The sequence below is a fragment of the Enterobacter cancerogenus genome (assembly GCF_019047785.1).
In the GTDB taxonomy this organism is placed as follows: Bacteria; Pseudomonadota; Gammaproteobacteria; order Enterobacterales; family Enterobacteriaceae; genus Enterobacter; species Enterobacter cancerogenus.
This window is the reverse complement of sequence record NZ_CP077290.1, coordinates 2,285,412-2,311,262: the sequence shown is the minus strand read 5'-3', so window position 1 is coordinate 2,311,262 and position 25,851 is coordinate 2,285,412. Positions and strand designations below refer to the sequence as shown.

The following is a 25,851-nucleotide window of genomic DNA, read 5'->3' as shown; positions in this document are numbered from 1 at the left end:
GCCTTAGTTCAACTGGTGGCGATAATCGCTCGGCGTGCGGTCAAATTCGCGGCGGAAGACGCGGGAAAAGGTCTGCTGCGACACGTATCCCAGATCCATCGCGATATCAAAAATGGGCCGCTGCGTAGAGCGTAGCGCCTGCGCCGCCAGCAGTAATCTGCGCTGGCGGATGTACTCACCCAGCGTCTGGTGCATGACGGTGCGGAACATTCTCTGTAAGTACCATTTTGAATAGCCCGACTTCTTTGCGACCACATCAATGTTCAACGGTTGGTCGATATGTTCATCAATCCATTCAATAAGTGTCTGAATAATTTGCTGATGCGACATAAGGTTGCCCCTCTGTAGATACATCTATCTCGGTTAATTCGTCGTTTTCTCTGCGGGGGAGTATAATTCCTCAAGTTAACTTGAGGTAAAGAGGTTTTATGGAAAAGAGATTGCCGCGAATAAAAGCGCTGTTAACCCCCGGAGAAGTGGCTAAGCGAAGCGGCGTGGCGGTATCGGCGCTCCACTTCTATGAAAGCAAAGGGTTAATTAAAAGCATCCGCAATGCGGGCAACCAGCGGCGCTACACCCGCGACGTGCTGCGCTATGTGGCGATTATCAAAATTGCGCAACGCATCGGCATCCCCCTGGCGACCATCGGCGATGCCTTTGGCGTGTTGCCGGAAGGCCACTCCCTTAGCCCAAAAGAGTGGAAGGAGCTGTCATCCCAGTGGCGGGAGGAGCTTGACCGGCGCATCCACACCCTGGTGGCCCTGCGCGATGAACTGGACGGGTGCATTGGCTGCGGGTGTCTGTCGCGAAGCGATTGCCCGTTGCGTAACCCCGGCGACAGGCTGGGCGAGCAGGGCACAGGGGCGCGATTGCTGGAGGAGGAGTGAATGCGTGCGTTCGCCGGGTGGCGCTTCGCTTACCCGGCCTGCGTTTTGCCCGCAATCCTCAATCCCGCAGCTACCACCCGGCAAATTCCCGCACGCATAAAAAAACTAAAGCGCCACAGGAGGGCGCTTTAGTTTATTCCCGGTCTTTGTCTTTCTCTCTATCCCGCTGGTTCACAGGAGGGTTTCCCCCGACATCAGCACCCCTCGTGTCGAGCAAGTTGGGTGAGGTTCCGGTTTGTGCTGACACTTTAATTCTATCCAGGCCCGGCTATTTCGCCAGCGCAGCTGAACGCTTTTTAGCCGAAATTTTTTCGCGATGTTGTTCGATTTTCTATAGTTAAAAGTGATCATTCACAGGAGAAGACGATGCTAAAGGTCCACCATCTTAACCAGTCGCGTTCACATCGGGTCATCTGGGCGCTTGAAGAACTTTCTCTGCCCTATGAGATTGTTCACTACCAGCGTGAAAAGACGATGCTGGCACCCGAGTCGCTCAAAAAAGTGCACCCGCTGGGGAAATCGCCGGTGCTGGAAGATAACGGCCTGATTCTGGCGGAATCCGGCGCGATCCTCGAATACCTGCAGGAAACCTACGATGCCGATTCCCGGCTCAAGCCGCAGGATGCCGCCGACAAGGTGCAGTACCGCTTCTGGCTGCATTATGCCGAAGGCTCGCTGATGCCGTTGCTCCTGATGAAGCTGGTTTTCAACAGCCTCGGCAAACCGCCGGTGCCGTTTGGCCTGCGAACGCTGGGTAAAGCGCTGGGGCAGGGGGTACAAAAAGCCTATCTCAACCGCCAGCTGGAAACCCACGCGCGCTTTATCGAATCCCATCTTGCGCAACACAGTTGGTTTGCCGGGGAGACGCTGAGCATGGCCGATATTCAGATGAGCTTCCCGATTTTCGCCCTGCTGTCGCGAGGCGGCATTGAAAACCTGCCGCACACCCGCGCATGGAAAGCAAAAGTTGAGAACCTCCCGGCCTGGCAGAGAACCCTCGAAAAAGGAGGGTCGCTGACCCTTCCCGGTGACGCGTAACTGTTACGAAAATGCGCATCCACGGTAACGTTTGCGCATCCTCTGCTTATTTCTTCGGCGACATACGCGAAAATTAGTCCAAAACGAGAAAGTTCAGTTGAAAAGGGCGGGGATTAGGCTAGATAATCGTTTGCCTTAAATTGACCACCCGTTTTGTAAGCGCGGAGCTAAACGTTTGCTTTTTTTGTGACGCCCCTTTCGTCGCAAACGTAGCACAAGGATTTGACGTTTAGCTGGCAGTGGAGTCTCCACCACGTTTGCAGGCGATCTAAAAAAATTCTCAGGGGATGTTTTCTATGTCTACGCCATCTGCGCGTACCGGCGGTTCGCTTGACGCCATGTTTAAAATTTCTGCGCGCGGCAGCACCGTGCGTCAGGAAGTTGTTGCCGGGCTGACCACGTTTCTGGCGATGGTTTACTCCGTCATCGTTGTGCCGGGCATGCTGGGCAAGGCGGGCTTCCCGCCAGCGGCTGTCTTTGTTGCCACCTGCCTCGTGGCGGGCGTTGGTTCAATCGTCATGGGCCTGTGGGCGAACCTGCCGCTGGCTATCGGCTGCGCCATCTCGCTGACCGCCTTTACCGCGTTCAGCCTGGTGCTGGGTCAACACATTAGCGTACCGGTTGCCCTCGGTGCCGTGTTCCTGATGGGCGTGCTGTTTACCATTATCTCCGCAACCGGTATTCGTAGCTGGATTTTGCGCAACCTGCCGCAGGGCGTGGCGCACGGCACCGGTATCGGTATCGGCCTGTTCCTGCTGCTGATTGCCGCAAACGGCGTTGGCCTGGTGATCAAGAACCCGCTGGACGGCCTGCCGGTTGCGCTGGGCAACTTCGCCAGCTTCCCGGTGATCATGTCCCTGGTGGGGCTGGCGGTGATTATTGGTCTGGAAAAACTGAAAGTGCCTGGCGGCATTCTGCTGACCATTATCGGTGTGTCCATTGTTGGCCTGATCTTCGACCCGACCGTGCACTTCTCCGGCATTTTTGCCATGCCGTCGCTGAGCGATGACAACGGCAACTCCCTGATTGGCAGCCTGGATATCGTGGGCGCACTGAACCCGGTGATCCTGCCAAGCGTGCTGGCGCTGGTGATGACGGCGGTGTTTGATGCCACCGGGACCATCCGCGCGGTCGCCGGTCAGGCGAACCTGCTGGATAAAGACGGCCAGATTATTGATGGCGGCAAAGCGCTGACGACCGACTCTTTGAGCAGCGTCTTCTCCGGCCTGGTAGGGGCGGCCCCGGCAGCGGTGTACATTGAGTCCGCAGCGGGCACGGCGGCAGGCGGTAAAACCGGCCTGACGGCGATCACCGTGGGCGTGCTGTTCCTGCTGATCCTGTTCCTCTCTCCGCTCTCCTACCTGGTGCCTGCTTACGCAACCGCACCGGCGCTGATGTACGTCGGCCTGCTGATGCTGAGCAACGTGGCGAAAATCGACTTTGCCGATTTTGTGGATGCCATGTCAGGCCTCATTACCGCAGTGTTCATCGTGCTGACCTGCAACATCGTGACCGGTATCATGATCGGCTTCGCGTCGCTGGTCATTGGTCGCCTGGTCTCCGGCGAGTGGCGCAAGCTGAACATCGGCACCGTGGTGATCGCCATCGCGCTGGTGGCGTTCTACGCGGGCGGCTGGGCCATCTGATTTGTCTTTTCCTGCGAAAACGGGTGGCTCAGGCCGCCCGTTTTTATTTTCAGAACTCATCTCGTTGCCTTTTGCGTTACTCTGGAGAGGATAGACTGAAAGGCACGACGCCTTTTGAAGTACATAAGCAACACAGCAAACAGGGAACGCATGGAAATCTTCTTCACAATACTCATCATGATCCTGGTGGTTTCGTTATCGGGGGTGGTCACACGCGTACTGCCCTTCCAGCTACCGCTTCCACTTATGCAAATTGCTATCGGCGCGCTGCTGGCGTGGCCGACGTTTGGCCTGCACGTCGAGTTCGACCCCGAACTGTTCCTCGTGCTGTTTATTCCGCCGCTGCTGTTCGCCGATGGCTGGAAAACGCCGACCCGCGAATTCCTTGAGCACGGGCGAGAGATCTTCGGCCTGGCGCTGGCGCTGGTGGTGGTCACCGTGGTCGGGATTGGCTACCTGATCTACTGGACGGTGCCGGGCATTCCGCTTATTCCGGCCTTTGCGCTGGCGGCCGTGCTCTCGCCAACCGATGCCGTGGCGCTGTCCGGCATTGTCGGCGAAGGTCGTATTCCGAAGAAAATCATGGGCATTTTGCAGGGCGAGGCGCTGATGAACGACGCCTCTGGCCTGGTCGCCCTGAAGTTTGCCGTGGCGGTCGCGATGGGGACGATGGTCTTCACCGTGGGCGGCGCGACCATGGAATTCTTTAAGGTGGCGATCGGCGGTATTCTGGCGGGCTTCGTGGTGAGCTGGCTGTATGGCCGTTCGCTGCGCTTCCTCAGCCGCTGGGGCGGCGATGAGCCGGCCACCCAGATCGTGCTGCTGTTCCTGCTGCCGTTTGCCTCTTACCTGATTGCCGAACACATTGGCGTGTCGGGCATTCTGGCGGCGGTTGCGGCGGGGATGACCATCACCCGCTCCGGCGTGATGCGCCGCGCGCCGCTGGCGATGCGTCTGCGCGCCAACAGCACCTGGGCGATGCTGGAATTTGTCTTTAACGGCATGGTGTTCCTGCTGTTGGGCCTGCAGCTGCCGGGCATTCTGGAGTCGTCGCTGGTGGCGGCAGAAGCTGACCCTAACGTCGAAACCTGGATGCTGTTCACCGATATCGTGCTGATCTACCTGGCGCTGATGCTGGTGCGTTTCGGCTGGCTGTGGACGATGAAGAACTTCAGCATGCGCTTCCTGAAGAAAAAGCCGATGGAGTTCGGTTCGTGGTCCACCCGCGAGCTGCTGATCGCCTCCTTTGCGGGCGTGCGCGGGGCGATTACCCTCGCCGGTGTGCTCTCCATTCCGCTACTGCTGCCCACGGGCGACGTCTTCCCGGCGCGTTACGAGCTGGTCTTCCTGGCGGCGGGCGTGATCCTGTTCTCGCTGTTTGTCGGCGTGATCATGCTGCCGATGCTGCTCCAGCATATTGATGTCGGTGATTCTGGCCAGCAGCACAAAGAGGAGCGGATTGCCCGGGCGGCCACCGCCGAAGTGGCGATTGTGGCGATCCAGAAGATGGAGGAGCGCCTTGCCGCAGACAGCGAAGAGAACATTGATAACCAGCTGCTGACCGAGGTGAGTTCCCGCGTGATCGGTAATTTACGTCGCCGCGCGGACGGACGTAACGACGTGGAAAGCTCGCTGCAGGAAGAGAACCTGGAGCGCCGGTTCCGCCTGGCGGCGCTGCGCTCCGAGCGCGCCGAGCTGTATCACCTGCGCGCCACGCGCCAGATCAGCAACGAGACGCTGCAAAAGCTGCTGCACGATCTGGACCTGCTGGAAGCGCTGTTGGTAGAGAATCAGTAGCGTTTTGCCCGGTGGCGCTGCGCTTACCGGGCCTACAAGTCCTGTAGGCCGGGTAAGGCGAAGCCGCCACCCGGCTATTCAGGCGGCATCCAAACCCCTCGCAGCATTTCAGGACGAGTAGGCCGGGTAAGGCGAAGTCGCCACCCGGCTATTCAGGCGGCATCCAACCCCCTCGCAGCATTTCAGGACGAGTAGGCCGGGTAAGGCGAAGCCGCCACCCGGCTATTCAGGCGGTGTCCAACCCCCTCGCAGCATTTCAGGACGAGTAGGCCGGGTAAGGCGAAGCCGCCACCCGGCTATTCAGGCGGCATCCAAAACCCCTCGCAGCATTTCAGCCACGCCTGTGCGCTGTGCGACAAATAGACCCCTTCGCGCCAAATCATGCCCAGCTGCCAGTGCAGCTCGCTCTCCAGCGGGATCCAGCGCAGGGTGTTTTTATCCAGCCGTTCGCAAATGGGCTGCGGCAGGATCGCAATCCCCACGCCCGCCTGCACCATCGCCGCCAGAAAGTCCCACTGGCCGCTGCGTACCGCGATGCGCGGCTTGACGTTATGCTGCTGAAACAGCGCCATCAGCTGGCGGCTGAGCGCGAAATCTTCGTTGTAGATCAAAAGCGGATGCTCGCCGAGCTGCTCGGGTTTCACCGAGTCGATGTGCAGCCATTCACCGGAACGTGGCACCAGCACGCACAGCGGATGGCTGAACAGGGGCAGCGTCGCCAGACCGCTCTCCTCCTCAACCGGCAGCGCCGTCATCGCCACGTCCAGTTCGCCGTTGGTCACGGCCTGCTGCACCGTCAGGCCGCCAAACTCGGCAATTTTAAGCTCCACGCCGGGGTAGCGCTGGCGAAACAGGCTGATGGGCCCGGCCATCATCATGCCAACCATCGGCGGAATGCCCAGGCGCAGCAGCCCCTTCGTCAGGTGATTGATATCACCCAGCTCCGCTTCCAGCTGGCGAAACTCCGCGAGGATCGCCAGCCCGCGCTCAAACACCACGCGCCCGGTGTCGGTCAGCAGAAGCTTGCGCCCGTCGCGGATAAGCAGGGTACAGTTCAGTTCATCTTCAAGGTTTTTTAGCATCTTGCTGATGGTGGGCTGGGTGACAAATAACTTCTCCGCTGCGCGGGTAAAACTTTGCTGGCGAACAACTTCGACAAAATAGCGCAGCGTTCTTATGTCCATGATTATTCCTCGGAACTATACCTTCGATGATTTTAATTCATTTCTGCCCGGGGCGTGCGCTCACTATACTGGCGCTCCGTCTCATTTTTGAGGAAATCACCCATGGCCGTGGCGTTAGGCCGTTTCACGCCTGCCGTTGTACAACGACTCCAGGTACCGGTTCAGGTACTGCTTTATGCCGGACTCTTTGTTTTTGCTGAATATCTTGTCGGCTGGCTGCATCTGCCGCTGCCCGCCAATCTGGTGGGGATGGTGCTGATGCTGACGCTCATTCTCTGCCGCATACTTCCCCTGAACTGGGTGCGCGCCGGGGCGCGCTGGCTGCTGGCGGAAATGCTGCTGTTCTTTGTGCCGGCGGTGGTGGCGGTGGTGAACTACGCGCAGCTGCTGATGGTCGACGGCTGGCGTATTTTTGCGGTCATCGCGCTGAGCACGCTGATGGTGCTGGGTGCTACCGCGTGGGTGGTGGATAAAGTCTACCGCTTTGAAATCAGCAGGCAGAAGCATGACTAATTTTCAGATCAGCGTTTTGTGCCTGGTGGCTACCCTGGTTATCTATTTTGCCAACAAGCGGCTGTATCGTCGTTTTCACGCGCTGCCGCTGATGCCGCTGGTGTTCACGCCGATCCTGCTGGTGCTGATGCTGGTGTTCGGGCACATCTCCTGGCAGAACTACATCGGCGAGTCCCACTGGCTGCTGTGGCTGCTCGGCCCGGCGACCATCGCCTTTGCGGTGCCGGTGTACGACAACCTCGCGATCATCAAACGCCACTGGATGTCGCTGAGCGCGGGGGTGATGACCGCCACGGTGGTGGCCGTGTGCAGCTCCGTCTGGCTGGCGCGGTTGTTTACCCTCTCCGATGAGATCCAGCGCAGCCTGGCCGTGCGCTCGGTCACCACGCCGTTTGCGCTGGCGGCGGCGAAACCGCTCGGTGGCCAGCCGGATCTGGTGGCGCTGTTTGTGGTCGTCACGGGCGTGTTTGGCATGGCGGTTGGCGATATGCTGTTTTTGCGTCTCTCCATCCGTGAAGGGATGGCCAAAGGGGCAGGATTTGGTGCGGCGTCGCACGGTGCAGGCACGGCGCGGTCGTATGAGCTGGGTCAGCAGGAGGGCGTTGTGGCAAGCCTGGTGATGATGCTTTCGGGCGTGGTGATGGTGCTGATCGCGCCGCTGGTGGCGTGGGTGATGTTTTAACTCCCCGGCCCTGCGGCCGGGGAGGGAGGCTTAGTGCGCGTGGCCCTGTTCTACACCCAGGCCGGTTTGTGAGCGGATAAACTGGGCGCGGAATTTCTCGCGTTCCAGGTTGCCCTCCGGTGAGTTGTCCGTCGCCGAGAACAACCAGATACCGATAAACGCCACGGCGATAGAGAACAGCGCCGGGTATTCATACGGGAAGATGGCGCTTTCGTGACCGAGGATCTGCACCCAAATCGTCGGGCCGAGGATCATCAAAATCACCGCCGTCAGCAGCCCCAGCCAGCCGCCAATCATTGCCCCACGGGTGGTCAGCTTCGACCAGTACATGGAGAGCAGAATGATTGGGAAGTTACAGCTTGCCGCAATTGAGAAGGCCAGCCCCACCATAAAGGCGATGTTCTGTTTCTCGAACAAAATCCCCAGCAGGATCGCCACCACGCCCAGTACCAGCACGGTGATTTTGGACACTTTCAGCTCGTCGCGTTCGCTCGCCCCTTTGCGGATCACGTTGGCATAGAGATCGTGCGAAACCGCCGATGCCCCGGCCAGCGTCAGCCCGGCGACCACCGCCAGAATGGTGGCAAAGGCCACGGCGGAGATAAAGCCGAGGAACAGGTTACCGCCCACCGCGTCGGCCAGATGCACTGCCGCCATGTTGTTACCGCCAATCAGCGCGCCCGCCGCGTCCTTGAACGCCGGATTCGCCCCCACCAGCATGATGGCGCCAAAGCCGATGATAAAGGTCAGGATATAGAAGTAGCCCATAAACCCGGTGGCGTAGAAGACGCTCTTACGCGCTTCACGCGCGTCTGCCACCGTGAAGAAGCGCATCAGGATGTGCGGCAGGCCCGCCGTACCGAACATCAACCCGAGGCCGAGCGAAAGGGCAGAGATAGGGTCTTTCACCAGCCCGCCCGGGCTCATGATCGCTTCCCCTTTCGGGTGCACCGCCATCGCTTCGGTGAACAGGTTATTGAAGCTGAAACCAACGTGCTTCATCACCATAAAGGCCATAAAGCTCGCGCCGAACAGCAGCAGCACCGCTTTGATGATCTGCACCCATGTCGTGGCGAGCATGCCGCCAAACAGAACGTACATCACCATCAGCACGCCGACCAGCACCACCGCAACGTGGTAGTTCAGGCCGAACAGCAGTTCAATCAGTTTGCCTGCGCCAACCATCTGCGCAATCAGGTACAGCGCCACGACCACCAGCGAGCCGCAGGCGGAGAGGGTGCGAATAGGCCCCTGTTTCAGGCGATACGATGCCACGTCGGCGAAGGTGTAGCGCCCGAGGTTGCGCAAACGCTCGGCAATCAGGAACAGAATGATCGGCCAGCCCACCAGGAAGCCGAGGGAGTAAATCAGGCCGTCATAGCCGGAGGTGTAAACCAGGGCAGAAATGCCAAGGAACGACGCGGCAGACATAAAGTCACCCGCAATCGCCAGCCCGTTCTGAAAACCGGTAATGTTGCCGCCCGCGGTGTAGTAATCGTTACGCGAGCGCACGCGCTTCGACGCCCAGTAGGTGATGTACAGGGTCAGCAGCACGAAGATCAGGAACATGATGATCGCCTGCCAGTTGGTCGGCTGGCGCTGCACGTCGCCGGTCAGGGCATCCGCAGCCTGGGCTGCAAAGGGAAGTGTGGCGGCAAGCGCCGTCAGGACTCGCTTCATGATGCTTTTACCTCGCGCAGAACGGCCTTGTTAAGACGATCGAATTCTCCGTTCGCGCGCCAGACGTACACGCCGGTCAGGACAAACGAAATGACAATCACGCCAATACCAATCGGAATGCCGCGCGTGACGCTGGTGCCCGCGTGCAGCGGCGTGCCGAGCCAGTGCGGGGCAAAGGCGATCAGTAAGATAAAGCCGACGTAGATAATCAGCATGATGATGGAAAGTAAGAAGGCAAACCGTTGCCGTTTTTCGACGAGCTCCCTGTAGTGCGCACTGTTCTCTATCTGCTGACAAATATGGTCATTCATCACAGAGTCTCCAAAGGTAAGGTTGGTTTGTTTTTGTCCCCTCTCCCTGAGGGAGAGGGTTAGGGTGAGGGTGAAGGAAGGAGCGGTCTGATGCCCTCACCCCGGCCCTCTCCCACGGGGAGAGGGAGAAAATTACGAAGGCATTGCGATGGCCTGCTTCTCTTCGAGCAGTTTGTCCACCACGCCAGGATCGGCAAGCGTTGAGGTATCGCCGAGGTTGTTGGTATCGCCCGCCGCGATTTTGCGCAGGATACGGCGCATGATCTTGCCGGAGCGGGTTTTCGGCAGCGAGTCGGTCCAGTGCAGAACATCCGGCGTGGCAAGCGGGCCAATCTCTTTACGCACCCAGTTGCGCACCTCGGCATACAGCTCTGGCGACGGTTCTTCGCCGTGGTTCAGCGTGACGTAGGCATAAATCGCCTGGCCCTTAATGTTGTGCGGGATCCCAACAACTGCGGCTTCAGCAATTTTCGGATGGGACACCAGCGCGGATTCGATTTCTGCCGTGCCCAGACGGTGGCCGGAGACGTTCAGCACGTCATCCACGCGCCCGGTGATCCAGTAGTAACCGTCTTCGTCACGCCGTGCGCCGTCGCCGCTGAAATACATGTTTTTAAAGGTGGAGAAGTAGGTCTGCTCGAAGCGCTCATGATCGCCAAACAGGGTGCGGGCCTGGCCAGGCCAGGAATCAACGATCACCAGGTTGCCCTCGGTGGCGCCCTCAAGCGGATTACCTTCGTTATCCACCAGCGCCGGCTGCACGCCGAAGAACGGACGCGTTGCCGACCCCGCTTTCAGCGGCGTGGCACCCGGCAGCGGGGTGATCATGAACCCGCCGGTTTCGGTCTGCCACCAGGTATCCATCACCGGGCATTTCTCGTTGCCGATCTTCTTCCAGTACCACTCCCAGGCTTCCGGGTTAATCGGCTCGCCCACAGAACCCAGAATGCGCAGCGAAGAGCGGTCGGTGCCTTCAATCGCCTTATCCCCTTCCGCCATCAGGGCGCGGATCGCCGTAGGGGCGGTATAGAGAATGTTAACCTGATGTTTGTCGACCACCTGGCACATGCGCGCCGGGGTCGGCCAGTTTGGCACGCCCTCGAACATCAGGGTGGTGGCCCCGCAGGCCAGCGGGCCGTACAGCAGGTAGCTGTGGCCGGTGACCCAGCCTACGTCGGCGGTACACCAGTAAATGTCGCCCGGATGGTAATCGAACACATATTTGAAGGTGGTCGCCGCGTAAACCAGATAGCCGCCGGTGGTGTGCAGCACGCCCTTCGGCTTGCCGGTCGACCCGGAGGTATAAAGGATAAACAGCGGATCTTCGGCGTTCATCTCTTCTGGCTGATGCTGGTCGCTGGCGTTCGCCATCAGGTCGCTCCACCACAGGTCGCGTCCTTCGTGCCAGTCGATGTTGCCGCCGGTACGTTTGAATACGATAACGTTGCTGATGGTTTTTACGTTCGGGTTTTTCAGCGCCTCATCGACGTTTTTCTTCAGCGGAATGCCGCGCCCGGCGCGTACGCCTTCATCGGCGGTGATCACAAGCTTAGAACTGGAGTCGATGATGCGCCCGGCCACTGCTTCAGGCGAAAAGCCGCCGAAAATAACGGAGTGGATCGCGCCGATACGCGCGCAGGCCAGCATCGCCACGGCCGCTTCCGGGACCATTGGCATATAAATCGCCACAACGTCGCCTTTTTTGATGCCCTGGTCCAGCAGCACGTTGGCAAAGCGGCACACGTCGCGGTGCAGTTCTTTATAGGTAATGTGTTTACTCTGAGAAGCGTCGTCGCCTTCCCAGATGATGGCCGTTTCATTGCCGCGCTCGGCAAGGTGGCGATCCAGGCAATTTGCCGCCAGGTTTAGCGTGCCGTCTTCATACCATTTAATGGAGACGTTATCCGGCGCGAAGGAGGTGTTTTTCACCTTCTGATAGGGCGTGATCCAGTCAAGAATATGACCCTGCTCACCCCAGAACGCATCCGGGCTGGTGATGGATTGCTGATACTTCTCGTGGTACTGCTCGGGGCTTATCAGGCAACGGTCCGCAATGTTTGCGGGAATGTCGTGTTTGTGTACTTGGCTCATGGCTTTTTTTCTCCTTGTAAGATGTTAATAATATGTCGCAAAAACGTTAAGAGTAGGGGCTTTACAAGCTTTGTTTAGGATTTGGGCGGCAGATCACGCATTGTCTGTCCAGGTTGAAAAATGAGCGAATGACACTTTGAAGGGAAATAATTTACGCGAAAGATTATTCACATTTAGTTGGAAAAAAGCGTTTTTATAACAAAAGGTTATTTATAAGAATTATTACAAATTCGCGTCACAGACCCTTTTTGTAGTGAAAAGCCTCGTTCTTTAAGGCTTGCGCAGCATGCCGTGCAAATGATACTCATACGGCGCGTTAAAAAATCCCATAAACCAACGCAACACAATTCATACCCTTTCAGTATGTCCCCATTTTCATGCAGTTCTGATGGAGTGGAGATTTCATTGAGGAAGTCTGTTTTTATGAAAAATTTGAAAGTCAGCCTGGCCTGGCAGATCCTGCTGGCCCTTGTGCTGGGCATCTTACTGGGCAGTTACCTCCATTATCATAGCGACAGCCGCGAGTGGCTGATTGCGAACCTGCTCTCCCCGGCAGGCGATATATTTATTCATCTGATCAAGATGATTGTCGTCCCGATTGTGATCTCGACGCTGGTGGTCGGTATTGCAGGCGTGGGTGATGCGAAGCAGCTGGGTCGTATCGGCGCTAAAACCATCATCTATTTCGAAGTGATCACGACGGTCGCCATTATTCTGGGTATCACCCTGGCGAACGTGTTTCAGCCCGGCTCCGGGATTGATATGTCGCAACTGGCGACGGTGGATATTTCGAAATACCAAAGTACAACCGCTGATGTGCAGAGCCATGCCCATGGGCTGATGGGCACTATTCTTTCGCTGGTGCCAACCAACATCGTGGCGTCTATGGCGAAGGGCGAGATGCTGCCGATCATCTTCTTCTCGGTATTGTTTGGTCTGGGGCTTTCTTCCCTGCCTGCGACCCACCGTGAACCGCTGGTGACCGTCTTCCGCTCTATCTCTGAAACCATGTTCAAAGTGACCCACATGGTGATGCGCTACGCGCCGGTCGGGGTATTTGCGCTGATCGCCGTGACCGTGGCGAACTTCGGCTTCGCCTCACTGTGGCCGCTGGCGAAGCTGGTGATTCTGGTGCACTTCGCGATCCTGTTCTTCGCGCTGGTGGTGCTGGGCCTCGTGGCGCGCCTGTGCGGGCTGAGCATCTGGATCCTGATCCGTATCCTGAAAGACGAGCTGATTCTGGCGTACTCTACGGCCAGCTCTGAAAGCGTGCTGCCGCGTATTATTGAGAAGATGGAGGCCTACGGTGCCCCGGCGTCTATTACCAGCTTTGTGGTGCCGACCGGTTACTCCTTTAACCTCGATGGCTCAACGCTCTATCAAAGTATTGCGGCAATCTTTATCGCGCAACTGTACGGGATTGACCTCTCCCTGTGGCAGGAAATCGTGCTGGTGCTGACCTTAATGGTCACCTCAAAAGGTATCGCCGGTGTGCCGGGTGTGTCGTTTGTGGTGCTGCTGGCGACGCTGGGCAGCGTCGGTATTCCGCTGGAAGGCCTGGCGTTTATTGCCGGCGTCGACCGTATCCTCGACATGGCGCGTACCGCGCTGAACGTGGTGGGTAATGCGCTGGCGGTGCTGGTGATCGCCAAGTGGGAACACAAGTTTGACCGTAAGAAAGCGCTGGCGTATGAACGCGATGTGCTGGGTCGATTTGATAAGACGGCAGATCAGTAACATCCTAAGCCCGGTGGCGCTGCGCTACCGGGCCTACGGATTTGTTGGCCGGGTAAGGCGAAGCCGCCACCCGGCATTTACTCCCCGCTCAATGCATCAAACTCCTCGCATCCCGTATCAAACCCTTCAGTACAGCTCAGGTTTAACCAGTACAGCGCCTTCTGTTTGTTTGGCGTGATAAAGCCTTTTTCGCCCTGCTGGAACAGCATTCCCGCCCAGTACTCAGCGTAACCCGTCCGCGACAGCGAGGAGCTGCGCTTAAACCAGGAGGCGGCTTTAACGTCATCCTGCGCCACCTCAACGCCGTTGGCATAAATCAGCCCCAGCAGCATTTGCGCATCAACGGCCGAATCGCTTTCTATATCCCCGGTAGCACCCTCCAGAAGCTGAATCGCCTGCGGATAATCGGGTTTACCCGCCTGGGTGTTCACCAGCAGACGCGCCAGCATAATCGCACCGCGTTTACTGCCCGCGATGGTGGCCTGCTGCGCCAGCGCTATGGCCTGAGCGTATTCCCCCTGGGAAAAATGGATCTGTGACAGCAGTCCCATGGCGTCGACGTCTCCGCCTTTTGCCGCTTTTTCAGCCCACAGCGCCGCCTGTGTGCTGTCGCCGGAACTGAACCAGGTGTCGGCCAGATAATACTGGGCGCGCGCGTCGCCCGCTTCGGCCTGCTGCCTGTACTGACTGCCAATCTCATCGGCATGGGCAAGCGAGGTAAATACAAGCAACAACAGTAAAATGGGTTTCATGGATTCTTATCAGTAAGGTACATAGCGCGCAGTATAATCGCGGTCACAAAAGAAAAAAACGGGTGCATTAAGACCTCAGCATCCTACAAGCCGGGCGGAACGGCTGTTCCGCCCGATGAGGTTAGCCTGAAATACAGGCTAATTTCGCCGCCACCTCCTGATGTTCACTCTTTATTGTGAGTTCGCATAACTTGCCGCGATTAATAAAGGCGAATATCACTATAGTCAGGCAAATAATTGAAACAATGCCTAACGCAGCTTTTAATGGCGTCATGCCTTTTACTCCTTGTCAAAAAAAGAATAAGAGGCTACCCTCAACTTGTTGGTAGTTGGGGAGGGTAGCCTCGGGTAAATGCAAATTTCCCGGGGCTCTCCACTTTCTGTCCCTCAACAATGCTCAAGACAGAAAGTCTTAAGCACCCGCCGCCTATCTTATCCTTATGAATTGAAATGCAAAGATGTAATTCTTTTTGACGCAAATTACATTATTTTGCGAGACGCCTTCCGGGATAAATATATTTAAATATAATGAGTGTATTTAAAATAAAAAGGGGATGAATATATCATCCCCTTTATTCACCGTTTAATTAACGGCTTCACCCCATCGCGCTTTCGCGCAGCCGGGTTTTCAGCTTCGTATATTCGTCAATCACATAGCGTTCAGCGGCGTGCTGATCGGCAATGGGATCTACGCGCACGGCGCAGTATTTATACTCCGGTGTTTTGGTTATCGGGCTGAGGTTCTCCGTCACCAGTTCGTTACAGGCGCCGATCCACCACTGGTAGGTCATATAGACCGCCCCTTTGTTCGGCCTGTCGCTGACCTGCGCACGGGTAATGATCCGCCCCTTACGCGAGCTTACCCACACCAGCGCTTCATCTTCAATGCCCAGACGCTCGGCGTCGGCAGTGTTGATCTGCGCATAGCCGGGCTCATCTGCCAGCGCGGCGAGCGCAGCACAGTTGCCGGTCATTGAACGGCAGGAGTAGTGGCCCACCTCACGCACCGTGGAGAGCACCATCGGATACTCGTCGGTGAGTTTATCGACAGGCGCGACCCAGTCGCAGGTGAAGAACTGCGCCAGCCCGTTCGGGGTGTCGAACTTCTCTTCAAAGAGATACGACGTGCCCTGATCGGCGTCTGACTCATCGCGGCACGGCCACTGGATGTACCCCAGCTCACCCATTTTTTCATAGGTGGCACCGGTGAAGTCCGGACACAGATTTCGCAGCTCGTCCCAGATCTCCTGCGTGTTGTTGTAGTGCATTGGATAACCCATGCGGGTGGCAATTTCGCTGATGATCTGCCAGTCCGTTTTCAGGTCCCACTTTGGCTCTACCGCTTTGAAGAAGCGCTGGAAGCCGCGATCCGCTGCGGTGTAGACACCTTCATGCTCGCCCCAGGAGGTCGACGGTAAAATCACATCCGCCGCGGCCGCCGTTTTGGTCATAAAGATGTCCTGCACAATCACCAGCTCAAGATCCTCAAACCCTTTGCGCACCGCAGACAGCTCGGCGTCGGTCTGGAGCGGATCTTCGCCCATGATGTAGGCCGCGCGCACTTCGCCGTGCGCCGCGCGGTGCGGCAGCTCGCTGATACGATAGCCGGTGTGCTCAGGCAGGCTCTCCACGCCCCAGGCCTTCGCAAACTTCGTGCGGTTTTCCGGGTCTTTCACGTACTGATAGCCCGGATAGGTATCCGGCAGCGCTCCCATATCACACGCGCCCTGCACGTTGTTCTGCCCACGTACCGGGTTTACGCCGACGTGCGCTTTGCCGAGGTTGCCGGTCAGCATCGCGAGGCTGGTCAGCGAACGCACGGTTTCCACGCCCTGATAGAACTGGGTAACGCCCATGCCCCACAGGATAGCTGCGGTTTTTGCCCCCGCGTACATCCGCGCGGCCTGGCGAATTTCCTGCGCGCTGACGCCGGTTATCGCTTCAACCGACTCTGGCGTATAACCTTCGACAATTTTCCGGTACTCTTCAAAGCCCTCTGTACGGCTGGCGACAAACGCCTGGTCGTAGAGATTTTCCTCAATGATGACGTGCCCCATCGCATTCAGCAGCGCGATATTCGAGCCGTTTTTCAGCGCGATGTGCATATCCGCGATGCGCGCAGTTTCGATTTTACGCGGATCGCAGACGATGATTTTCGCCCCGTTGCGCTTCGCGTTAATCACGTGATTGGCGACGATAGGGTGAGAATCCGCCGGGTTATAGCCAAAGATAAACACCAGATCGGTGTTATCTATTTCGTTAATCGCATTACTCATTGCGCCGTTACCGACCGACTGGTGCAGACCTGCAACCGATGGGCCGTGTCAAACGCGCGCGCAGCAGTCGACGTTATTGGTACCAATAACGGCGCGTGCGAATTTTTGCATCACATAGTTGGTTTCATTCCCTGTCCCGCGCGACGAGCCGGTGGTCTGAATGGCATCCGGACCGTACTTGGCTTTGATGGCGCTCAGGCGCGTGGCGACGTAGTCCAGCGCCTCGTCCCAGGAGACGGATTCCAGCCTGCCACCGCGCTCGCGGCGGATCATGGGGGTTTTCAGGCGCGGGGTAAGGATCTGGGTATCGTTAATAAAATCCCAGCCATAGTAGCCTTTCAGGCACAGCGTCCCTTGGTTGGTTTTCCCCTGTGCTGCCTCCGCCCGGACGATTTTGCCGTTATCGACCACCAGGTGGATCTTGCAACCTGAGGCACAATAAGGACACACCGTGACGACTTTTTTCATCAGTCTGCTCCCGTTAGTCAATTCTTTCGCAGTGACTATGCAGCTTCTATGCCATGTTTTTGATGTGGGTATTGCCTGACGCTACGGGCGATGTGTCGTCAGAACCCTGACGAAAAGCGGTCAATCGTCAAAATTGACGTGTCGAACGGGCCGTGTATGTGACAAAGCAGGCGAGGATTATTTGAGATTTCTCCGCTACCTCGCTCCCGGGACGTTCATTACCGTAAAGCCAGCTCAACCGCTGCGAGACTGGCTTTATGAAACGTTACTCTACCGCTCTGTTATTTGGCCTGCTGACGCTGACCGGCCAGGTTCATGCCGATGTGATTGATGATGCCATTGGCAACATTCAGCAGGCGATTAACGACGCCTATAATCCCGGCAACAGCCGTAGCGATGATGATGATCGGTATGACGATCGTCGCCGTACGGACAGCCGCCAGTATGACGATCGCCGCAGGCAGCTCGAGGACAGACGCCGTCGCCTGGATGAACGTCAGCGCCAGCTCGACGACGATCGGCGGCAGTTAGAGGAAGATGAGCGGCGGTTAGAGGATGATTACGATAGGTGATACCGTGCGGCCTGATGCCCTCACCCCGGCCCTCTCCCACAGGGAGAGGGAGAAAACCGGCTAGTCCAGCGCCAGCACCATCCCGTCATAGCCCGCTTCAAACCCTTCCGGCAGCGGGTTATCCATCATCCAGACGTCAAACTGATGGCTGATATGCGTCAGGATCACCTGCGGGCAACCAATCACCTTGTTCAGGGCGATGACCGTGTTGAGATCACAATGGTTGCGCGGCGTTTCGGCGCGTGGTTCATGACTACAGTCGATGATCATCGCCTGTGGCCGGTTGTTGAGCAGGAACTTGACCGTTTTCTCCGGCAGACCGGCGGTGTCGGACAGCCAGGCCACGCGGCTGTGAGCGCTTTCCAGCAGGTAGCCAAAGGTCAGCTTTGAGTGGTTAAGCGGCAGCGGCGTGACTCGCAGACCCTGAAGTTCGAAGACGACAAAGGGCTCGACCCTATGGCTGAAATCGAGAATGCCGGGGTGTTTGAACAGATCATCGCAGCCCGCCTCGTCCGGCGGACCGTACACCGGGATTGCCGCGCCCACGCCCCAGCGCAGGGGAAACAGTCCCTGAACATGATCCATATGGTAATGCGTCAGTAAAAACTGCTGGAAGCTGCCAGCCGGCCAGTCGTCCATCAGGTGTGGAATGCCCGCATCCAGCAGGGTCACCGCGTCATTGAATTTGACCGCCGCGCTGCAGGGACGACGACGGTGATTTTCCTGCAACCGCGCCCGGCGGCAGGCCGGACAGTCGCAGCCAAATACCGGCACCAGCTGAGCGCCACCCGTGCCCGTTAACGTAATCGTCAGACTCATATCGTACCTTTACAGCGGTTTGGTGAACCTGAAATGGCTTTGCGTGTACCCTTCGCGTAGATAAAAGCGGTGCGCATCCACGCGCTTCACGCTGGTGGACAGCTCCGTCAGCTCGGCACCTGCCTGGCGCGCGACCTCCTCTGCCCACGCCAGCAGTTGGCTGCCCACTTTCAACCCACGCGCCTGCGGCATCACCACCAGCTCCTGGATCTCGCCGATCCATCTGGCGTGATGCAGGTGAAACTGCATATGCAGGCCGATCATGCCGATAACCTGCCCGTCCAGTTCGGCAAGCTGGTAGCGCATGTTGTGGTCCTGCAGGTTGGCAAGATAGCCTGCGTGAAACGCCTGATGGTCGAATTCTGCCTGCTTAAGTTCGCAGATCAGGGAATAGACGATTTGCGCGTCGTCGGGGGTGGCGGGGCGAAGCGGGCAGTCAGGCATGCTGATTCTCCTTCTGGCGGATAAGCGATAAAAAGGTCTCGACTGACTGTAGCAAACTTCCATCGTTATTGAGGATATGACACGCCGACGGGGTATAACGCGCCGCCCGTTCGAGCCGCTGATCGATTTCGCGGGCCGATTCGCGGCCCCGGGCGTGCAGGCGATGGCGCAACACCTCGGGCGACACCTCCAGGCAGACCGGCAGCAGCGCCGCCGCATAGCGGGCGCGCGCCTGCGGCAGATGGGCGCGCGAGCCGTTAACCAGCACGTCGAAACCGGCATGCAGCCACAGGTCGATCTCAATGCCGACGCCGTAGTACAGGCCGTTGGCGTGCCAGCTTAGCGCCAGCAGGTTTTGCCCGGCGCGGGTGAAAAACTCCTGCTCGCTTAGCGCAATGTGGTTCTCACTCCCGGCATGGGCCGGGCGGGTAATATAGCGATGCGCGACCAGCAGCTGCGCATGCTCGCGCTCGCGCAGGGCCGACAGCAGGCTGTCCTTACCGGAGCCGGATGGCCCCATCAACCAGATCAATTTTCCCATCAGAACACCCGTTTTCCCTGACGCCAGACATGGTCGATATGAACGTGCTCGCCCTTGCGGTGCGCCAGCACCAGGTCTGCCCGTTTGCCTTCGGCAATCTCGCCGCGATCGTGAAGATTCAGCGCCGATGCCGGGTTTTTGGTCACCAGACGGATCGCCTGCGGCAGGGTGAAACGGTTGTCATCGTCATCCGCCACGCGGAAGGCCGCGTCCAGCAGGCTTGCCGGGTAATAGTCAGAGGAGAGAATATCCAGCAGGCCGAGCGAGGCGAGCTTGCTTGCCGCCACGTTGCCGGAGTGGGAGCCGCCGCGCACGATGTTGGGTGCACCCATCAGCACGTTCATACCGTGCCTGCGTGAGGCGTCTGCTGCTTCGAACGTGGTAGGAAATTCAGCGATAACGCTGCCAAGCTGGTGTGATTCGAAGACATGATCGTGCGTGGCGTCATCGTGGCTTGCGAGGGCGATGCTGCGCGCCCGGCACATCGCGGCAATGGCGAGGCGGTTGGGCTGCGACCACTGCGCGGCCAGCGCCAGCTGCTCCTCTTCATAACGGGCCATCTCCTCGTTGTTCAGGGAGTATTTGCCCTGGTAGTACTCGCGATATTTTTCAATGTTGGCGAACTGGCGCTGGCCGGGCGAGTGATCCATTAGCGAGACCAGTGAAACCGGCTCGCGCTCCACCAGCTTTTCAAACAGCGGCAGGGTGGTGTGGTGCGGCAGTTCGCAGCGCAGATGCAGGCGATGCTCGGCGCGGTTCAGGCCGCGTTTCTGCGTCTCTTCCACGGCGTTAATCATCTTCTCCAGATTCTCAAGGCGGTCGCCGCCATCGCGCACGTCGCCGATGGCTACCGCGTCCAGCACGGTGGTGATGCCGCTGGCGACCATCAGCGCGTCGTGGCTGCTCATCGCTGAATGGGCGGGCCAGTCGACCTTCGGACGTGGGGTGAAGAATTTGTCCAGGTTATCGGTATGCAGTTCGATCAGCCCCGGCAGCAGCCAGCCGCCGTCGCCGTCCATCGCCGCGGGCGCGCGGCTCTGGGTTTCAGCGAACGCGCGGATGACGCCGTCCTGGATCTCGATTGAGCCGTCAACCACCTCATTTTCCAGCACCAGCTTTACGTTATTGATAATCATGCAGGGGTCCCCATCGGGTGCAGTCTGTCCGCCACGCGGGCGCGCACGGCTTCGTCGTGGAAGATCCCGACGATCGCCGCGCCGCGCGCTTTGGCCTGTTCGATCAACGCCACCACGGCCGCGCTGTTTTTTTCGTCCAGCGAAGCGGTGGGTTCGTCGAGAAGGAGAATCGGGTAGTCGACGATAAAGCCGCGCGCGATGTTAACGCGCTGCTGCTCGCCGCCGGAAAAGGTCGACGGGGCGAGGTGCCACAGGCGTTCCGGCACGTTCAGGCGCGTCAGCAGGTCGGCAGCTTTGACGGTGCAGGTCTCGCGCGGCATGCCGAGATCGAGCAGGGGTTGCATGACCACGTCCAGGGCCGAGACGCGGGGGATCACCCGCAGGAACTGGCTGACCCAGCCGATCGTCGAGCGACGCACTTCGAGAACCTTGCGCGCCGGGGCTTGTACAAGATCGACCCACTCGTCGTGATGACGGATGCGAATATGGCCTTCGTCCGGCAGGTAGTTGGCGTACAGGGAGCGCAGCAGGGTGGATTTGCCGCTGCCGGAGTGACCGTGCAGCACTACGCATTCGCCGCGGGTGACCTCAAGCGAGGCGTTTTGCAGGACCGGCAGGCGCACGCCGTTTTGCTGGTGGAGCACAAAGGTTTTACTGACATTTTCAACGTGGATCATGTTGGCCTCGCGGGATTTTTGCCGGGTGGCGCTTTGCTTACCCGGCCTACAGGTAATACTGGTGCGGTGGTCATTTTCCGGGTGGCGGCTTCGCCTTACCCGGCCTACAGGTGTGGTGTTGTTTGGCTGTTCGTAGGCCGGGTAAGCGCAGCGCCACCCGGCGACAGCGGCCTCAGTTCTGCAACACCGACGACACCAGCAGCTGGGTGTACGGATGATGCGGATCGTCGAGCACGCGGTCGGTTAACCCACTTTCCACCACCTGACCCTGCTTCATCACCAGCAGACGGTCGGCCAGCAGGCGCGCAACGCCCAAATCGTGGGTGACAATCACCACCGCCAGGTTCAGCTCCACCACCAGACCGCGCAGCAGGTCGAGCAGTCGCGCCTGCACGGAGACGTCGAGGCCGCCCGTTGGCTCATCCATAAACACCAGCTTCGGATGGGTCACCAGATTGCGGGCAATCTGTAAGCGCTGCTGCATACCGCCGGAAAAGGTGGTTGGCAGATCGTCGATGCGCGAGGCGGGGATCTCAACCTCCTCCAGCCAGTGCTGCGCCGTGGCGCGGATGTTGCCGTAGTGGCGCGCGCCGGTCGCCATCAGCCGTTCGCCGATATTGCCCCCCGCCGAAACCTGACGGCGCAGGCCGTCCATCGGGTGCTGATGCACTACGCCCCACTCGGTGCGCAGCAGGCGGCGGCGCTCGGCCTCGCTCATGCCGTACAGCGATGCCCCCTCATAGAGAATGTCGCCGTTTTGTGGCGTCAGACGCGCGGAGATCGATTTCAGCAGGGTGGTTTTGCCGGAGCCGGACTCGCCGACAATTCCCAGCACTTCCCCTGGCCACAGCTCGAACGACACGTCGCTAAAGCCTTTGCCCGGCGCGTAAAGGTGGGTCAGGTTGTTAACCGAAAGCAGCGGTTTCATTGGCTGTTGGCCTCGCTCTGTTGGCGGCAGTAGTCGGTGTCGGAGCAGACAAACATCCGTTTGCCCGTATCATCCAGCACCACTTCGTCCAGATAGCTGTGCGTTGAGCCGCAGATGGCGCACGGCTCGTCCCAGGCCTGCACCGTAAACGGATGGTCGTCAAAATCGAGACTCTCCACGCGGGTATAGGGCGGAACGGCATAAATGCGTTTTTCGCGCCCGGCACCAAACAGCTGGAGGGCGGGCATCATGTCCATCTTCGGGTTATCGAATTTCGGGATCGGGGACGGGTCCATCACGTAGCGCCCGTTTACCTTTACCGGGTAGGCGTAAGTGGTGGCGATATGGCCGAAGCGGGCGATATCCTCATACAGTTTCACCTGCATCACGCCGTACTCTTCCAGAGCGTGCATGGTGCGGGTCTCGGTTTCGCGCGGCTCGATAAAGCGCAGCGGCTCGGGGATGGGCACCTGGAAAATCAAAATCTGATCTTCCGCGAGCGGCGTTTCAGGGATGCGGTGACGGGTCTGGATCAGCGTCGCGTCTTCGGTTTTTTCGGTGGTGTTCACGCCCGTGACACGTTTGAAGAAGTTGCGAATTGACACCGCGTTGGTGGTGTCGTCCGCGCCCTGGTCGATAACCTTCAGCACGTCCGCTTCGCCGATGACGCTGGCGGTGAGCTGAATGCCGCCGGTGCCCCAGCCGTAGGGCATCGGCATTTCGCGTCCGCCGAACGGCACCTGATAGCCCGGAATGGCGACGGCTTTCAGGATGGCGCGGCGGATCATGCGTTTGGTTTGCTCGTCCAGATAGGCAAAGTTGTAGCCGCTTAAGTTAGCCATGTTTGCGCTCCCGTTGCAGGCGTTTCAGCAGTTCCAGTTCGGCCTGGAAATCGACGTAGTGGGGCAGCTTGAGGTGCGACACAAAGCCTGCGGCCTCGACGTTGTCGGCGTGGGCCAGCACGAACTCTTCGTCCTGCGCCGGGCCTGCGACGTGCTCGCCGTAGTCCGGCGCCTGGAGCGCACGGTCAACCAGCGCCATCGCCATCGCCTTGCGCTCGCCCATGCCGAACACCAGCCCGTATCCGCGGGTAAAGTGCGGGTCATCGTTCTCCGGCGCGACAAAGCCGTTAACCATTTCGCATTCGGTGACCATCAGTTCGCCGACGTTTACTGCAAAACCGAGCTCTTCCGGCACGATATTGACGTTGATATAGCCACTGCGGATCTCCGCCGCAAACGGATGGTTGCGCCCGTAGCCGCGCTGGGTGGAGTAGGCCAGCGCCAGCAGATACCCCTCGTCGCCGCGCATCAGTTGCTGCAGGCGCGACGAGCGTGAGCACGGATAGACCGGCGGCGTGCGGGTAATGTCGTCAGGCACCGTGCCGGAATCTTCTTCCGCTTTTGCCAGGCTCTGCTTCGCCAGCAGGCTAAAGACGTGCGGAGAGGCTTCCTGCGCGGCATCGGAGGTGGCAAGCGACGGCGCGTCGCCGTTCGCCAGCAGGGTGAAATCCAGCAGGCGGTGGGTGTAATCGTAGGTCGGGCCAAGCAGCTGACCGCCGGGAATATCCTTGTAAACGGCCGAGATACGGCGCTCCAGGCGCATGTCGGCGGTATTCACCGGCTCGCTCACCGCCAGCTTTGCCAGCGTAGTGCGGTACGCACGCAGCAGGAAAATCGCTTCGACGTTATCGCCGCTGGCCTGCTTCAGCGCCAGCGCCGCCAGCTCGCGGTCGGCAACGCCGCCTTCGGTCATTACGCGGTCGACGGCCAGGTTTAACTGCTGCTCAACCTGGGCAACGCTCAGCTCGGGAAGCTGGGCATCGCCCCGACGCCGGTGCGCCTGCAGCGTATGGGCGGCGGCAATCGCCTTCTCGCCCCCTTTAACGGCTACGTACATCAGCACACCTCCACGTGGGTGGTCCGCGGGATCGCCAGCAGGCGTTCGCCGCAGGTGAGGATCAGGTCGATGCCGAGCGGGAATGGGTGCGGGCGCTCGGTTAGCTCATGGATGATGCACTCCGGCAGCTGCGGGGCGACCATGCGTTCATCGGCAATGCCCGCGCCGGTCAGGCGCAGCATGCGGCCACCGCTCAGGCTGGCGACCTGCAGGATCAGCGTGGCGCTGGTTTCCGGGGCCACGGCGCTGCCTTCGCTCAGGGCGTTGAGCTGCTCGTGGCTGATCTGCTCGTCGGCCACGGCAAACACCGCCTGCTGGGGCTGATCAACCAGCGGGGCGCTGGTGTGAAAACGCAGGTTCTGACAGGCAATATCGTTCGCCATCGCGCCGGAAAGCCACACCGGCGTGTCGTTGTCGGCCAGCGTCAGCAGCACGCTGGTGGTGGCGAGGTTCAGCGGCAGCCAGCCCTGCGAAAGCTGATGCAGCGAGACGATGACGCCCGGCTCGCTCATGGCTTTCAGCAGGCGACGAAAACTTTGTTGGGCATCCTGGACGGCCAGGGTAAAAGCGGGTTGAAGCGTCATGCGTTATCTCCGCGAACGAGCGTAAAGAAGTCGACCCGGCTGGTGTTGACCTCGGCCTGACGGGCGGCAAGGCGCGCGGCGCGGTCGGCTTCCAGCGGGGCAATCAGGGTTTCCATAAGCGACTGGAAATGCGGGTGTTCCTGCAGCAGCGCGTCGATTACCGCGCAGCGTTCGGCGTGCTGTTTATCGCGTCCGAGAACGTAGCCGTAACCCAGCGTGCCGCTGTTCAGACGAATAACGGCGCGGGTGAGGGTTGCATCGCCGGCAAAAAAGCGATCGCCCGTGCCGCCCATGCGCGCCTGGATTTGTACCAGGCCAATTTCCGGGGCGCGGAGGGTCTCGTAATCGGGGGCCAGATTGAGCGCGTTCATGCGCGCCTGCAGCGCAGCGGGCTGGCTGTGGGCCAGGACGCGCATCCAGCGCTGACGGGGGGCGGTATCGAAGTGCATTCAGTGCTCCATGGTGAATTCAATCATGTCGGCGCGGGTCAGGCTGACGGAGTACTCCGTTGCGTTGATTTCGCCGTCACGGTGGTTGAGGGTGCGCACGCAGAGCAGCGGGGCCATGTTGGGGATCTCCAGCACCTTGCTCTCTTTTGCCTGCGCGCGGCGGGCGCTGATGCGCGTCTGGGTGCGTTTGAGCGCGATGCCCGTGGCATCCTGCAGAAAGTCATGCAGCGAACCGCTGGCGAAGTGTTGCAGCACCGGCCAGAGGGAGAGGTCTGCAAAGTAGTGGTCGATCTGGCACACCGCTACGCCGTTGACCCGGCGCAGGGTGCGCAGGTGTACGACGTTTTCACCTTCGGCAATGCCCAGCGCGTCCGCCACGTGGCTGGAGGCCGGGCGCAGCACCGACAGCAGCTTTTCGCTGGTCGGGTGGCTGCCCTGATCGAGCAGGTTCTGGCTAAAGCGCGCCTGCGCATTCAGCGGGTAGTCGAACGGGCGCATCAGCACCAGTACGCCGACGCCCTGACGGCGCTGCACCCAGCCGCGCTCGACCAGCTGATCGATAGCCCGGCGCAGGGTATGGCGGTTGACCTCGTAGCGGTCAGCAAGCTGCTGCTCGGCGGGCAGATAGTCCCCGCAGCGGTAGTGCGTGCGCAGCTCCACTTCGAGCTTCGCCGCGATCTCCTGCCAGCGGGTGGGGTAACTGGTCGGATGTCTGGATAAGTGCATAGATAACAAAGCCT

27 protein-coding genes are annotated in these 25,851 nt (G+C 59.2%); 8 read left to right on the top strand and 19 right to left on the bottom strand.

The window, feature by feature from the left end; all coding sequences use genetic code 11:
* Positions 1-3 precede the first annotated feature (3 nt).
* Positions 4-330, bottom strand: a complete 327-nt coding sequence (gene soxS / locus I6L58_RS10855) for a superoxide response transcriptional regulator SoxS (RefSeq protein ID WP_013095071.1) — start codon at positions 328-330, stop codon at positions 4-6.
* Positions 331-428: 98 nt separating this feature from the next.
* Between soxS and soxR the strand changes: the two genes are divergently transcribed.
* The 4 genes from soxR (at position 429) to I6L58_RS10835 (ending at position 5,368) form a co-directional block, all read left to right on the top strand.
* The gene (soxR, locus tag I6L58_RS10850; RefSeq protein ID WP_006177388.1) at positions 429-887 is read left to right on the top strand and encodes a redox-sensitive transcriptional activator SoxR; all 459 of its coding nucleotides are present in this window, start codon (positions 429-431) and stop codon (positions 885-887) included.
* 366 nt (positions 888-1,253) lie between these two features.
* Positions 1,254-1,925, top strand: a complete 672-nt coding sequence (locus tag I6L58_RS10845) for a glutathione S-transferase family protein (RefSeq protein WP_088209328.1) — start codon at positions 1,254-1,256, stop codon at positions 1,923-1,925.
* A gap of 296 nt (positions 1,926-2,221) precedes the next feature.
* On the top strand, positions 2,222-3,571 hold the full coding sequence (gene ghxP / locus I6L58_RS10840; RefSeq protein ID WP_042321127.1) for a guanine/hypoxanthine transporter GhxP: 1,350 nt from the start codon (positions 2,222-2,224) through the stop codon (positions 3,569-3,571).
* Between the two features lie 150 nt (positions 3,572-3,721).
* Positions 3,722-5,368 carry a Na+/H+ antiporter gene (locus tag I6L58_RS10835; protein ID WP_006177379.1) on the top strand — a complete coding sequence of 549 codons (1,647 nt, stop codon included), beginning with the start codon at positions 3,722-3,724 and terminating at the stop codon, positions 5,366-5,368.
* Positions 5,369-5,664: 296 nt separating this feature from the next.
* On the opposite strand, the gene I6L58_RS10830 is transcribed toward I6L58_RS10835, so the two are convergent.
* Positions 5,665-6,552, bottom strand: a complete 888-nt coding sequence (locus I6L58_RS10830) for a LysR family transcriptional regulator (protein ID WP_006177375.1) — start codon at positions 6,550-6,552, stop codon at positions 5,665-5,667.
* A gap of 102 nt (positions 6,553-6,654) precedes the next feature.
* Here I6L58_RS10830 and I6L58_RS10825 point away from each other — a divergent pair, with 102 nt between their 5' ends.
* Positions 6,655-7,065: a CidA/LrgA family protein gene (locus I6L58_RS10825; RefSeq protein WP_088209329.1), complete on the top strand. Its 411-nt coding sequence runs from the start codon at positions 6,655-6,657 to the stop codon at positions 7,063-7,065.
* Positions 7,058-7,747 (top strand): LrgB family protein, encoded by a 690-nt coding sequence (locus I6L58_RS10820; protein WP_006177372.1) that lies wholly within the window; start codon positions 7,058-7,060, stop codon positions 7,745-7,747. Before I6L58_RS10825 ends, I6L58_RS10820 begins: the two co-directional genes overlap by 8 nt.
* A 30-nt stretch (positions 7,748-7,777) precedes the next feature.
* Here the strand turns inward: I6L58_RS10820 and actP are convergent, their stop codons facing one another.
* The 3 genes from actP to acs form a co-directional block, all read right to left on the bottom strand.
* Positions 7,778-9,427, bottom strand: coding sequence for a cation/acetate symporter ActP (actP, locus tag I6L58_RS10815; RefSeq protein WP_088209330.1), 1,650 nt, complete (start codon positions 9,425-9,427; stop codon positions 7,778-7,780).
* Positions 9,424-9,738, bottom strand: coding sequence for a DUF485 domain-containing protein (locus tag I6L58_RS10810; RefSeq protein WP_058610468.1), 315 nt, complete (start codon positions 9,736-9,738; stop codon positions 9,424-9,426). Before I6L58_RS10810 ends, actP begins: the two co-directional genes overlap by 4 nt.
* A gap of 132 nt (positions 9,739-9,870) precedes the next feature.
* A complete protein-coding gene (gene acs, locus I6L58_RS10805; RefSeq protein WP_088209331.1) occupies positions 9,871-11,829 on the bottom strand; it encodes an acetate--CoA ligase in 1,959 nt (652 codons plus the stop codon).
* A gap of 423 nt (positions 11,830-12,252) precedes the next feature.
* Here acs and gltP point away from each other — a divergent pair, with 423 nt between their 5' ends.
* The gene (gene gltP / locus I6L58_RS10800; RefSeq protein ID WP_006177367.1) at positions 12,253-13,566 is read left to right on the top strand and encodes a glutamate/aspartate:proton symporter GltP; all 1,314 of its coding nucleotides are present in this window, start codon (positions 12,253-12,255) and stop codon (positions 13,564-13,566) included.
* Between the two features lie 77 nt (positions 13,567-13,643).
* Here the strand turns inward: gltP and I6L58_RS10795 are convergent, their stop codons facing one another.
* From I6L58_RS10795 to fdhF, 3 genes are all read right to left on the bottom strand, one after another.
* Positions 13,644-14,318, bottom strand: a complete 675-nt coding sequence (locus I6L58_RS10795; RefSeq protein ID WP_088209332.1) for a tetratricopeptide repeat protein — start codon at positions 14,316-14,318, stop codon at positions 13,644-13,646.
* 121 nt (positions 14,319-14,439) lie between these two features.
* The gene (locus I6L58_RS10790) at positions 14,440-14,592 is read right to left on the bottom strand and encodes a Hok/Gef family protein (RefSeq protein WP_006177364.1); all 153 of its coding nucleotides are present in this window, start codon (positions 14,590-14,592) and stop codon (positions 14,440-14,442) included.
* A 322-nt stretch (positions 14,593-14,914) separates the two neighbouring features.
* Entirely contained in the window at positions 14,915-17,062 is a 2,148-nt protein-coding gene (gene fdhF / locus I6L58_RS10785) for a formate dehydrogenase subunit alpha (RefSeq protein ID WP_088209333.1), read from the bottom strand.
* A gap of 257 nt (positions 17,063-17,319) precedes the next feature.
* Here fdhF and yjdP point away from each other — a divergent pair, with 257 nt between their 5' ends.
* A complete protein-coding gene (gene yjdP, locus I6L58_RS10780; protein WP_058610471.1) occupies positions 17,320-17,634 on the top strand; it encodes a DDRRRQL repeat protein YjdP in 315 nt (104 codons plus the stop codon).
* 60 nt (positions 17,635-17,694) lie between these two features.
* On the opposite strand, the gene phnP is transcribed toward yjdP, so the two are convergent.
* The 11 genes from phnP to phnF all read right to left on the bottom strand — a co-directional run bounded on the left by phnP (position 17,695) and on the right by phnF (position 25,837).
* Complete coding sequence (gene phnP, locus I6L58_RS10775; protein WP_088209334.1) at positions 17,695-18,453, bottom strand: phosphonate metabolism protein PhnP; 759 nt, start codon at positions 18,451-18,453, stop codon at positions 17,695-17,697.
* 9 nt (positions 18,454-18,462) lie between these two features.
* Positions 18,463-18,897 carry an aminoalkylphosphonate N-acetyltransferase gene (gene phnO / locus I6L58_RS10770; RefSeq protein ID WP_006177358.1) on the bottom strand — a complete coding sequence of 145 codons (435 nt, stop codon included), beginning with the start codon at positions 18,895-18,897 and terminating at the stop codon, positions 18,463-18,465.
* Positions 18,890-19,441 carry a ribose 1,5-bisphosphokinase gene (gene phnN, locus I6L58_RS10765; RefSeq protein WP_088209335.1) on the bottom strand — a complete coding sequence of 184 codons (552 nt, stop codon included), beginning with the start codon at positions 19,439-19,441 and terminating at the stop codon, positions 18,890-18,892. Before phnN ends, phnO begins: the two co-directional genes overlap by 8 nt.
* Positions 19,438-20,574: an alpha-D-ribose 1-methylphosphonate 5-triphosphate diphosphatase gene (gene phnM, locus I6L58_RS10760; RefSeq protein ID WP_088209336.1), complete on the bottom strand. Its 1,137-nt coding sequence runs from the start codon at positions 20,572-20,574 to the stop codon at positions 19,438-19,440. The genes phnN and phnM overlap by 4 nt, the downstream gene beginning before the upstream one ends.
* Positions 20,571-21,251 carry a phosphonate C-P lyase system protein PhnL gene (phnL, locus tag I6L58_RS10755; protein WP_088209337.1) on the bottom strand — a complete coding sequence of 227 codons (681 nt, stop codon included), beginning with the start codon at positions 21,249-21,251 and terminating at the stop codon, positions 20,571-20,573. The genes phnM and phnL overlap by 4 nt, the downstream gene beginning before the upstream one ends.
* Positions 21,252-21,423: 172 nt before the next feature.
* Positions 21,424-22,179, bottom strand: coding sequence for a phosphonate C-P lyase system protein PhnK (gene phnK / locus I6L58_RS10750; protein WP_006177354.1), 756 nt, complete (start codon positions 22,177-22,179; stop codon positions 21,424-21,426).
* Positions 22,176-23,021: an alpha-D-ribose 1-methylphosphonate 5-phosphate C-P-lyase PhnJ gene (gene phnJ, locus I6L58_RS10745; protein WP_058610476.1), complete on the bottom strand. Its 846-nt coding sequence runs from the start codon at positions 23,019-23,021 to the stop codon at positions 22,176-22,178. The genes phnK and phnJ overlap by 4 nt, the downstream gene beginning before the upstream one ends.
* On the bottom strand, positions 23,014-24,078 hold the full coding sequence (locus tag I6L58_RS10740) for a carbon-phosphorus lyase complex subunit PhnI (protein WP_088209338.1): 1,065 nt from the start codon (positions 24,076-24,078) through the stop codon (positions 23,014-23,016). Before I6L58_RS10740 ends, phnJ begins: the two co-directional genes overlap by 8 nt.
* The gene (gene phnH, locus I6L58_RS10735; protein WP_006177351.1) at positions 24,078-24,662 is read right to left on the bottom strand and encodes a phosphonate C-P lyase system protein PhnH; all 585 of its coding nucleotides are present in this window, start codon (positions 24,660-24,662) and stop codon (positions 24,078-24,080) included. The genes I6L58_RS10740 and phnH overlap by 1 nt, the downstream gene beginning before the upstream one ends.
* Positions 24,659-25,111 carry a phosphonate C-P lyase system protein PhnG gene (phnG, locus tag I6L58_RS10730; RefSeq protein WP_088209339.1) on the bottom strand — a complete coding sequence of 151 codons (453 nt, stop codon included), beginning with the start codon at positions 25,109-25,111 and terminating at the stop codon, positions 24,659-24,661. The genes phnH and phnG overlap by 4 nt, the downstream gene beginning before the upstream one ends.
* Complete coding sequence (gene phnF / locus I6L58_RS10725) at positions 25,112-25,837, bottom strand: phosphonate metabolism transcriptional regulator PhnF (protein ID WP_058610479.1); 726 nt, start codon at positions 25,835-25,837, stop codon at positions 25,112-25,114.
* Between the last annotated feature and the right edge of the window lie 14 nt (positions 25,838-25,851).

Bases quoted from the DNA above. Each gene is read 5' to 3' on its own strand.
- actP (WP_088209330.1), bottom strand. From the start codon at position 9,427: ATGAAGCGAGTCCTGACGGCGCTTGCCGCCACACTTCCCTTTGCAGCC.
- I6L58_RS10820 (WP_006177372.1), top strand. From the start codon at position 7,058: ATGACTAATTTTCAGATCAGCGTTTTGTGCCTGGTGGCTACCCTGGTT.
- soxR (WP_006177388.1), top strand. From the start codon at position 429: ATGGAAAAGAGATTGCCGCGAATAAAAGCGCTGTTAACCCCCGGAGAA.
- I6L58_RS10790 (WP_006177364.1), bottom strand. From the start codon at position 14,592: ATGACGCCATTAAAAGCTGCGTTAGGCATTGTTTCAATTATTTGCCTG.
- I6L58_RS10795 (WP_088209332.1), bottom strand. From the start codon at position 14,318: ATGAAACCCATTTTACTGTTGTTGCTTGTATTTACCTCGCTTGCCCAT.
- phnL (WP_088209337.1), bottom strand. From the start codon at position 21,251: ATGATCCACGTTGAAAATGTCAGTAAAACCTTTGTGCTCCACCAGCAA.
- I6L58_RS10825 (WP_088209329.1), top strand. From the start codon at position 6,655: ATGGCCGTGGCGTTAGGCCGTTTCACGCCTGCCGTTGTACAACGACTC.
- phnF (WP_058610479.1), bottom strand. From the start codon at position 25,837: ATGCACTTATCCAGACATCCGACCAGTTACCCCACCCGCTGGCAGGAG.
- yjdP (WP_058610471.1), top strand. From the start codon at position 17,320: ATGAAACGTTACTCTACCGCTCTGTTATTTGGCCTGCTGACGCTGACC.
- phnP (WP_088209334.1), bottom strand. From the start codon at position 18,453: ATGAGTCTGACGATTACGTTAACGGGCACGGGTGGCGCTCAGCTGGTG.
- gltP (WP_006177367.1), top strand. From the start codon at position 12,253: ATGAAAAATTTGAAAGTCAGCCTGGCCTGGCAGATCCTGCTGGCCCTT.
- I6L58_RS10740 (WP_088209338.1), bottom strand. From the start codon at position 24,078: ATGTACGTAGCCGTTAAAGGGGGCGAGAAGGCGATTGCCGCCGCCCAT.
- acs (WP_088209331.1), bottom strand. From the start codon at position 11,829: ATGAGCCAAGTACACAAACACGACATTCCCGCAAACATTGCGGACCGT.
- phnM (WP_088209336.1), bottom strand. From the start codon at position 20,574: ATGATTATCAATAACGTAAAGCTGGTGCTGGAAAATGAGGTGGTTGAC.
- ghxP (WP_042321127.1), top strand. From the start codon at position 2,222: ATGTCTACGCCATCTGCGCGTACCGGCGGTTCGCTTGACGCCATGTTT.
- phnJ (WP_058610476.1), bottom strand. From the start codon at position 23,021: ATGGCTAACTTAAGCGGCTACAACTTTGCCTATCTGGACGAGCAAACC.
- I6L58_RS10810 (WP_058610468.1), bottom strand. From the start codon at position 9,738: ATGAATGACCATATTTGTCAGCAGATAGAGAACAGTGCGCACTACAGG.
- phnG (WP_088209339.1), bottom strand. From the start codon at position 25,111: ATGCACTTCGATACCGCCCCCCGTCAGCGCTGGATGCGCGTCCTGGCC.
- phnO (WP_006177358.1), bottom strand. From the start codon at position 18,897: ATGCCTGACTGCCCGCTTCGCCCCGCCACCCCCGACGACGCGCAAATC.
- I6L58_RS10845 (WP_088209328.1), top strand. From the start codon at position 1,254: ATGCTAAAGGTCCACCATCTTAACCAGTCGCGTTCACATCGGGTCATC.
- phnK (WP_006177354.1), bottom strand. From the start codon at position 22,179: ATGAAACCGCTGCTTTCGGTTAACAACCTGACCCACCTTTACGCGCCG.
- I6L58_RS10835 (WP_006177379.1), top strand. From the start codon at position 3,722: ATGGAAATCTTCTTCACAATACTCATCATGATCCTGGTGGTTTCGTTA.
- I6L58_RS10830 (WP_006177375.1), bottom strand. From the start codon at position 6,552: ATGGACATAAGAACGCTGCGCTATTTTGTCGAAGTTGTTCGCCAGCAA.
- soxS (WP_013095071.1), bottom strand. From the start codon at position 330: ATGTCGCATCAGCAAATTATTCAGACACTTATTGAATGGATTGATGAA.
- phnH (WP_006177351.1), bottom strand. From the start codon at position 24,662: ATGACGCTTCAACCCGCTTTTACCCTGGCCGTCCAGGATGCCCAACAA.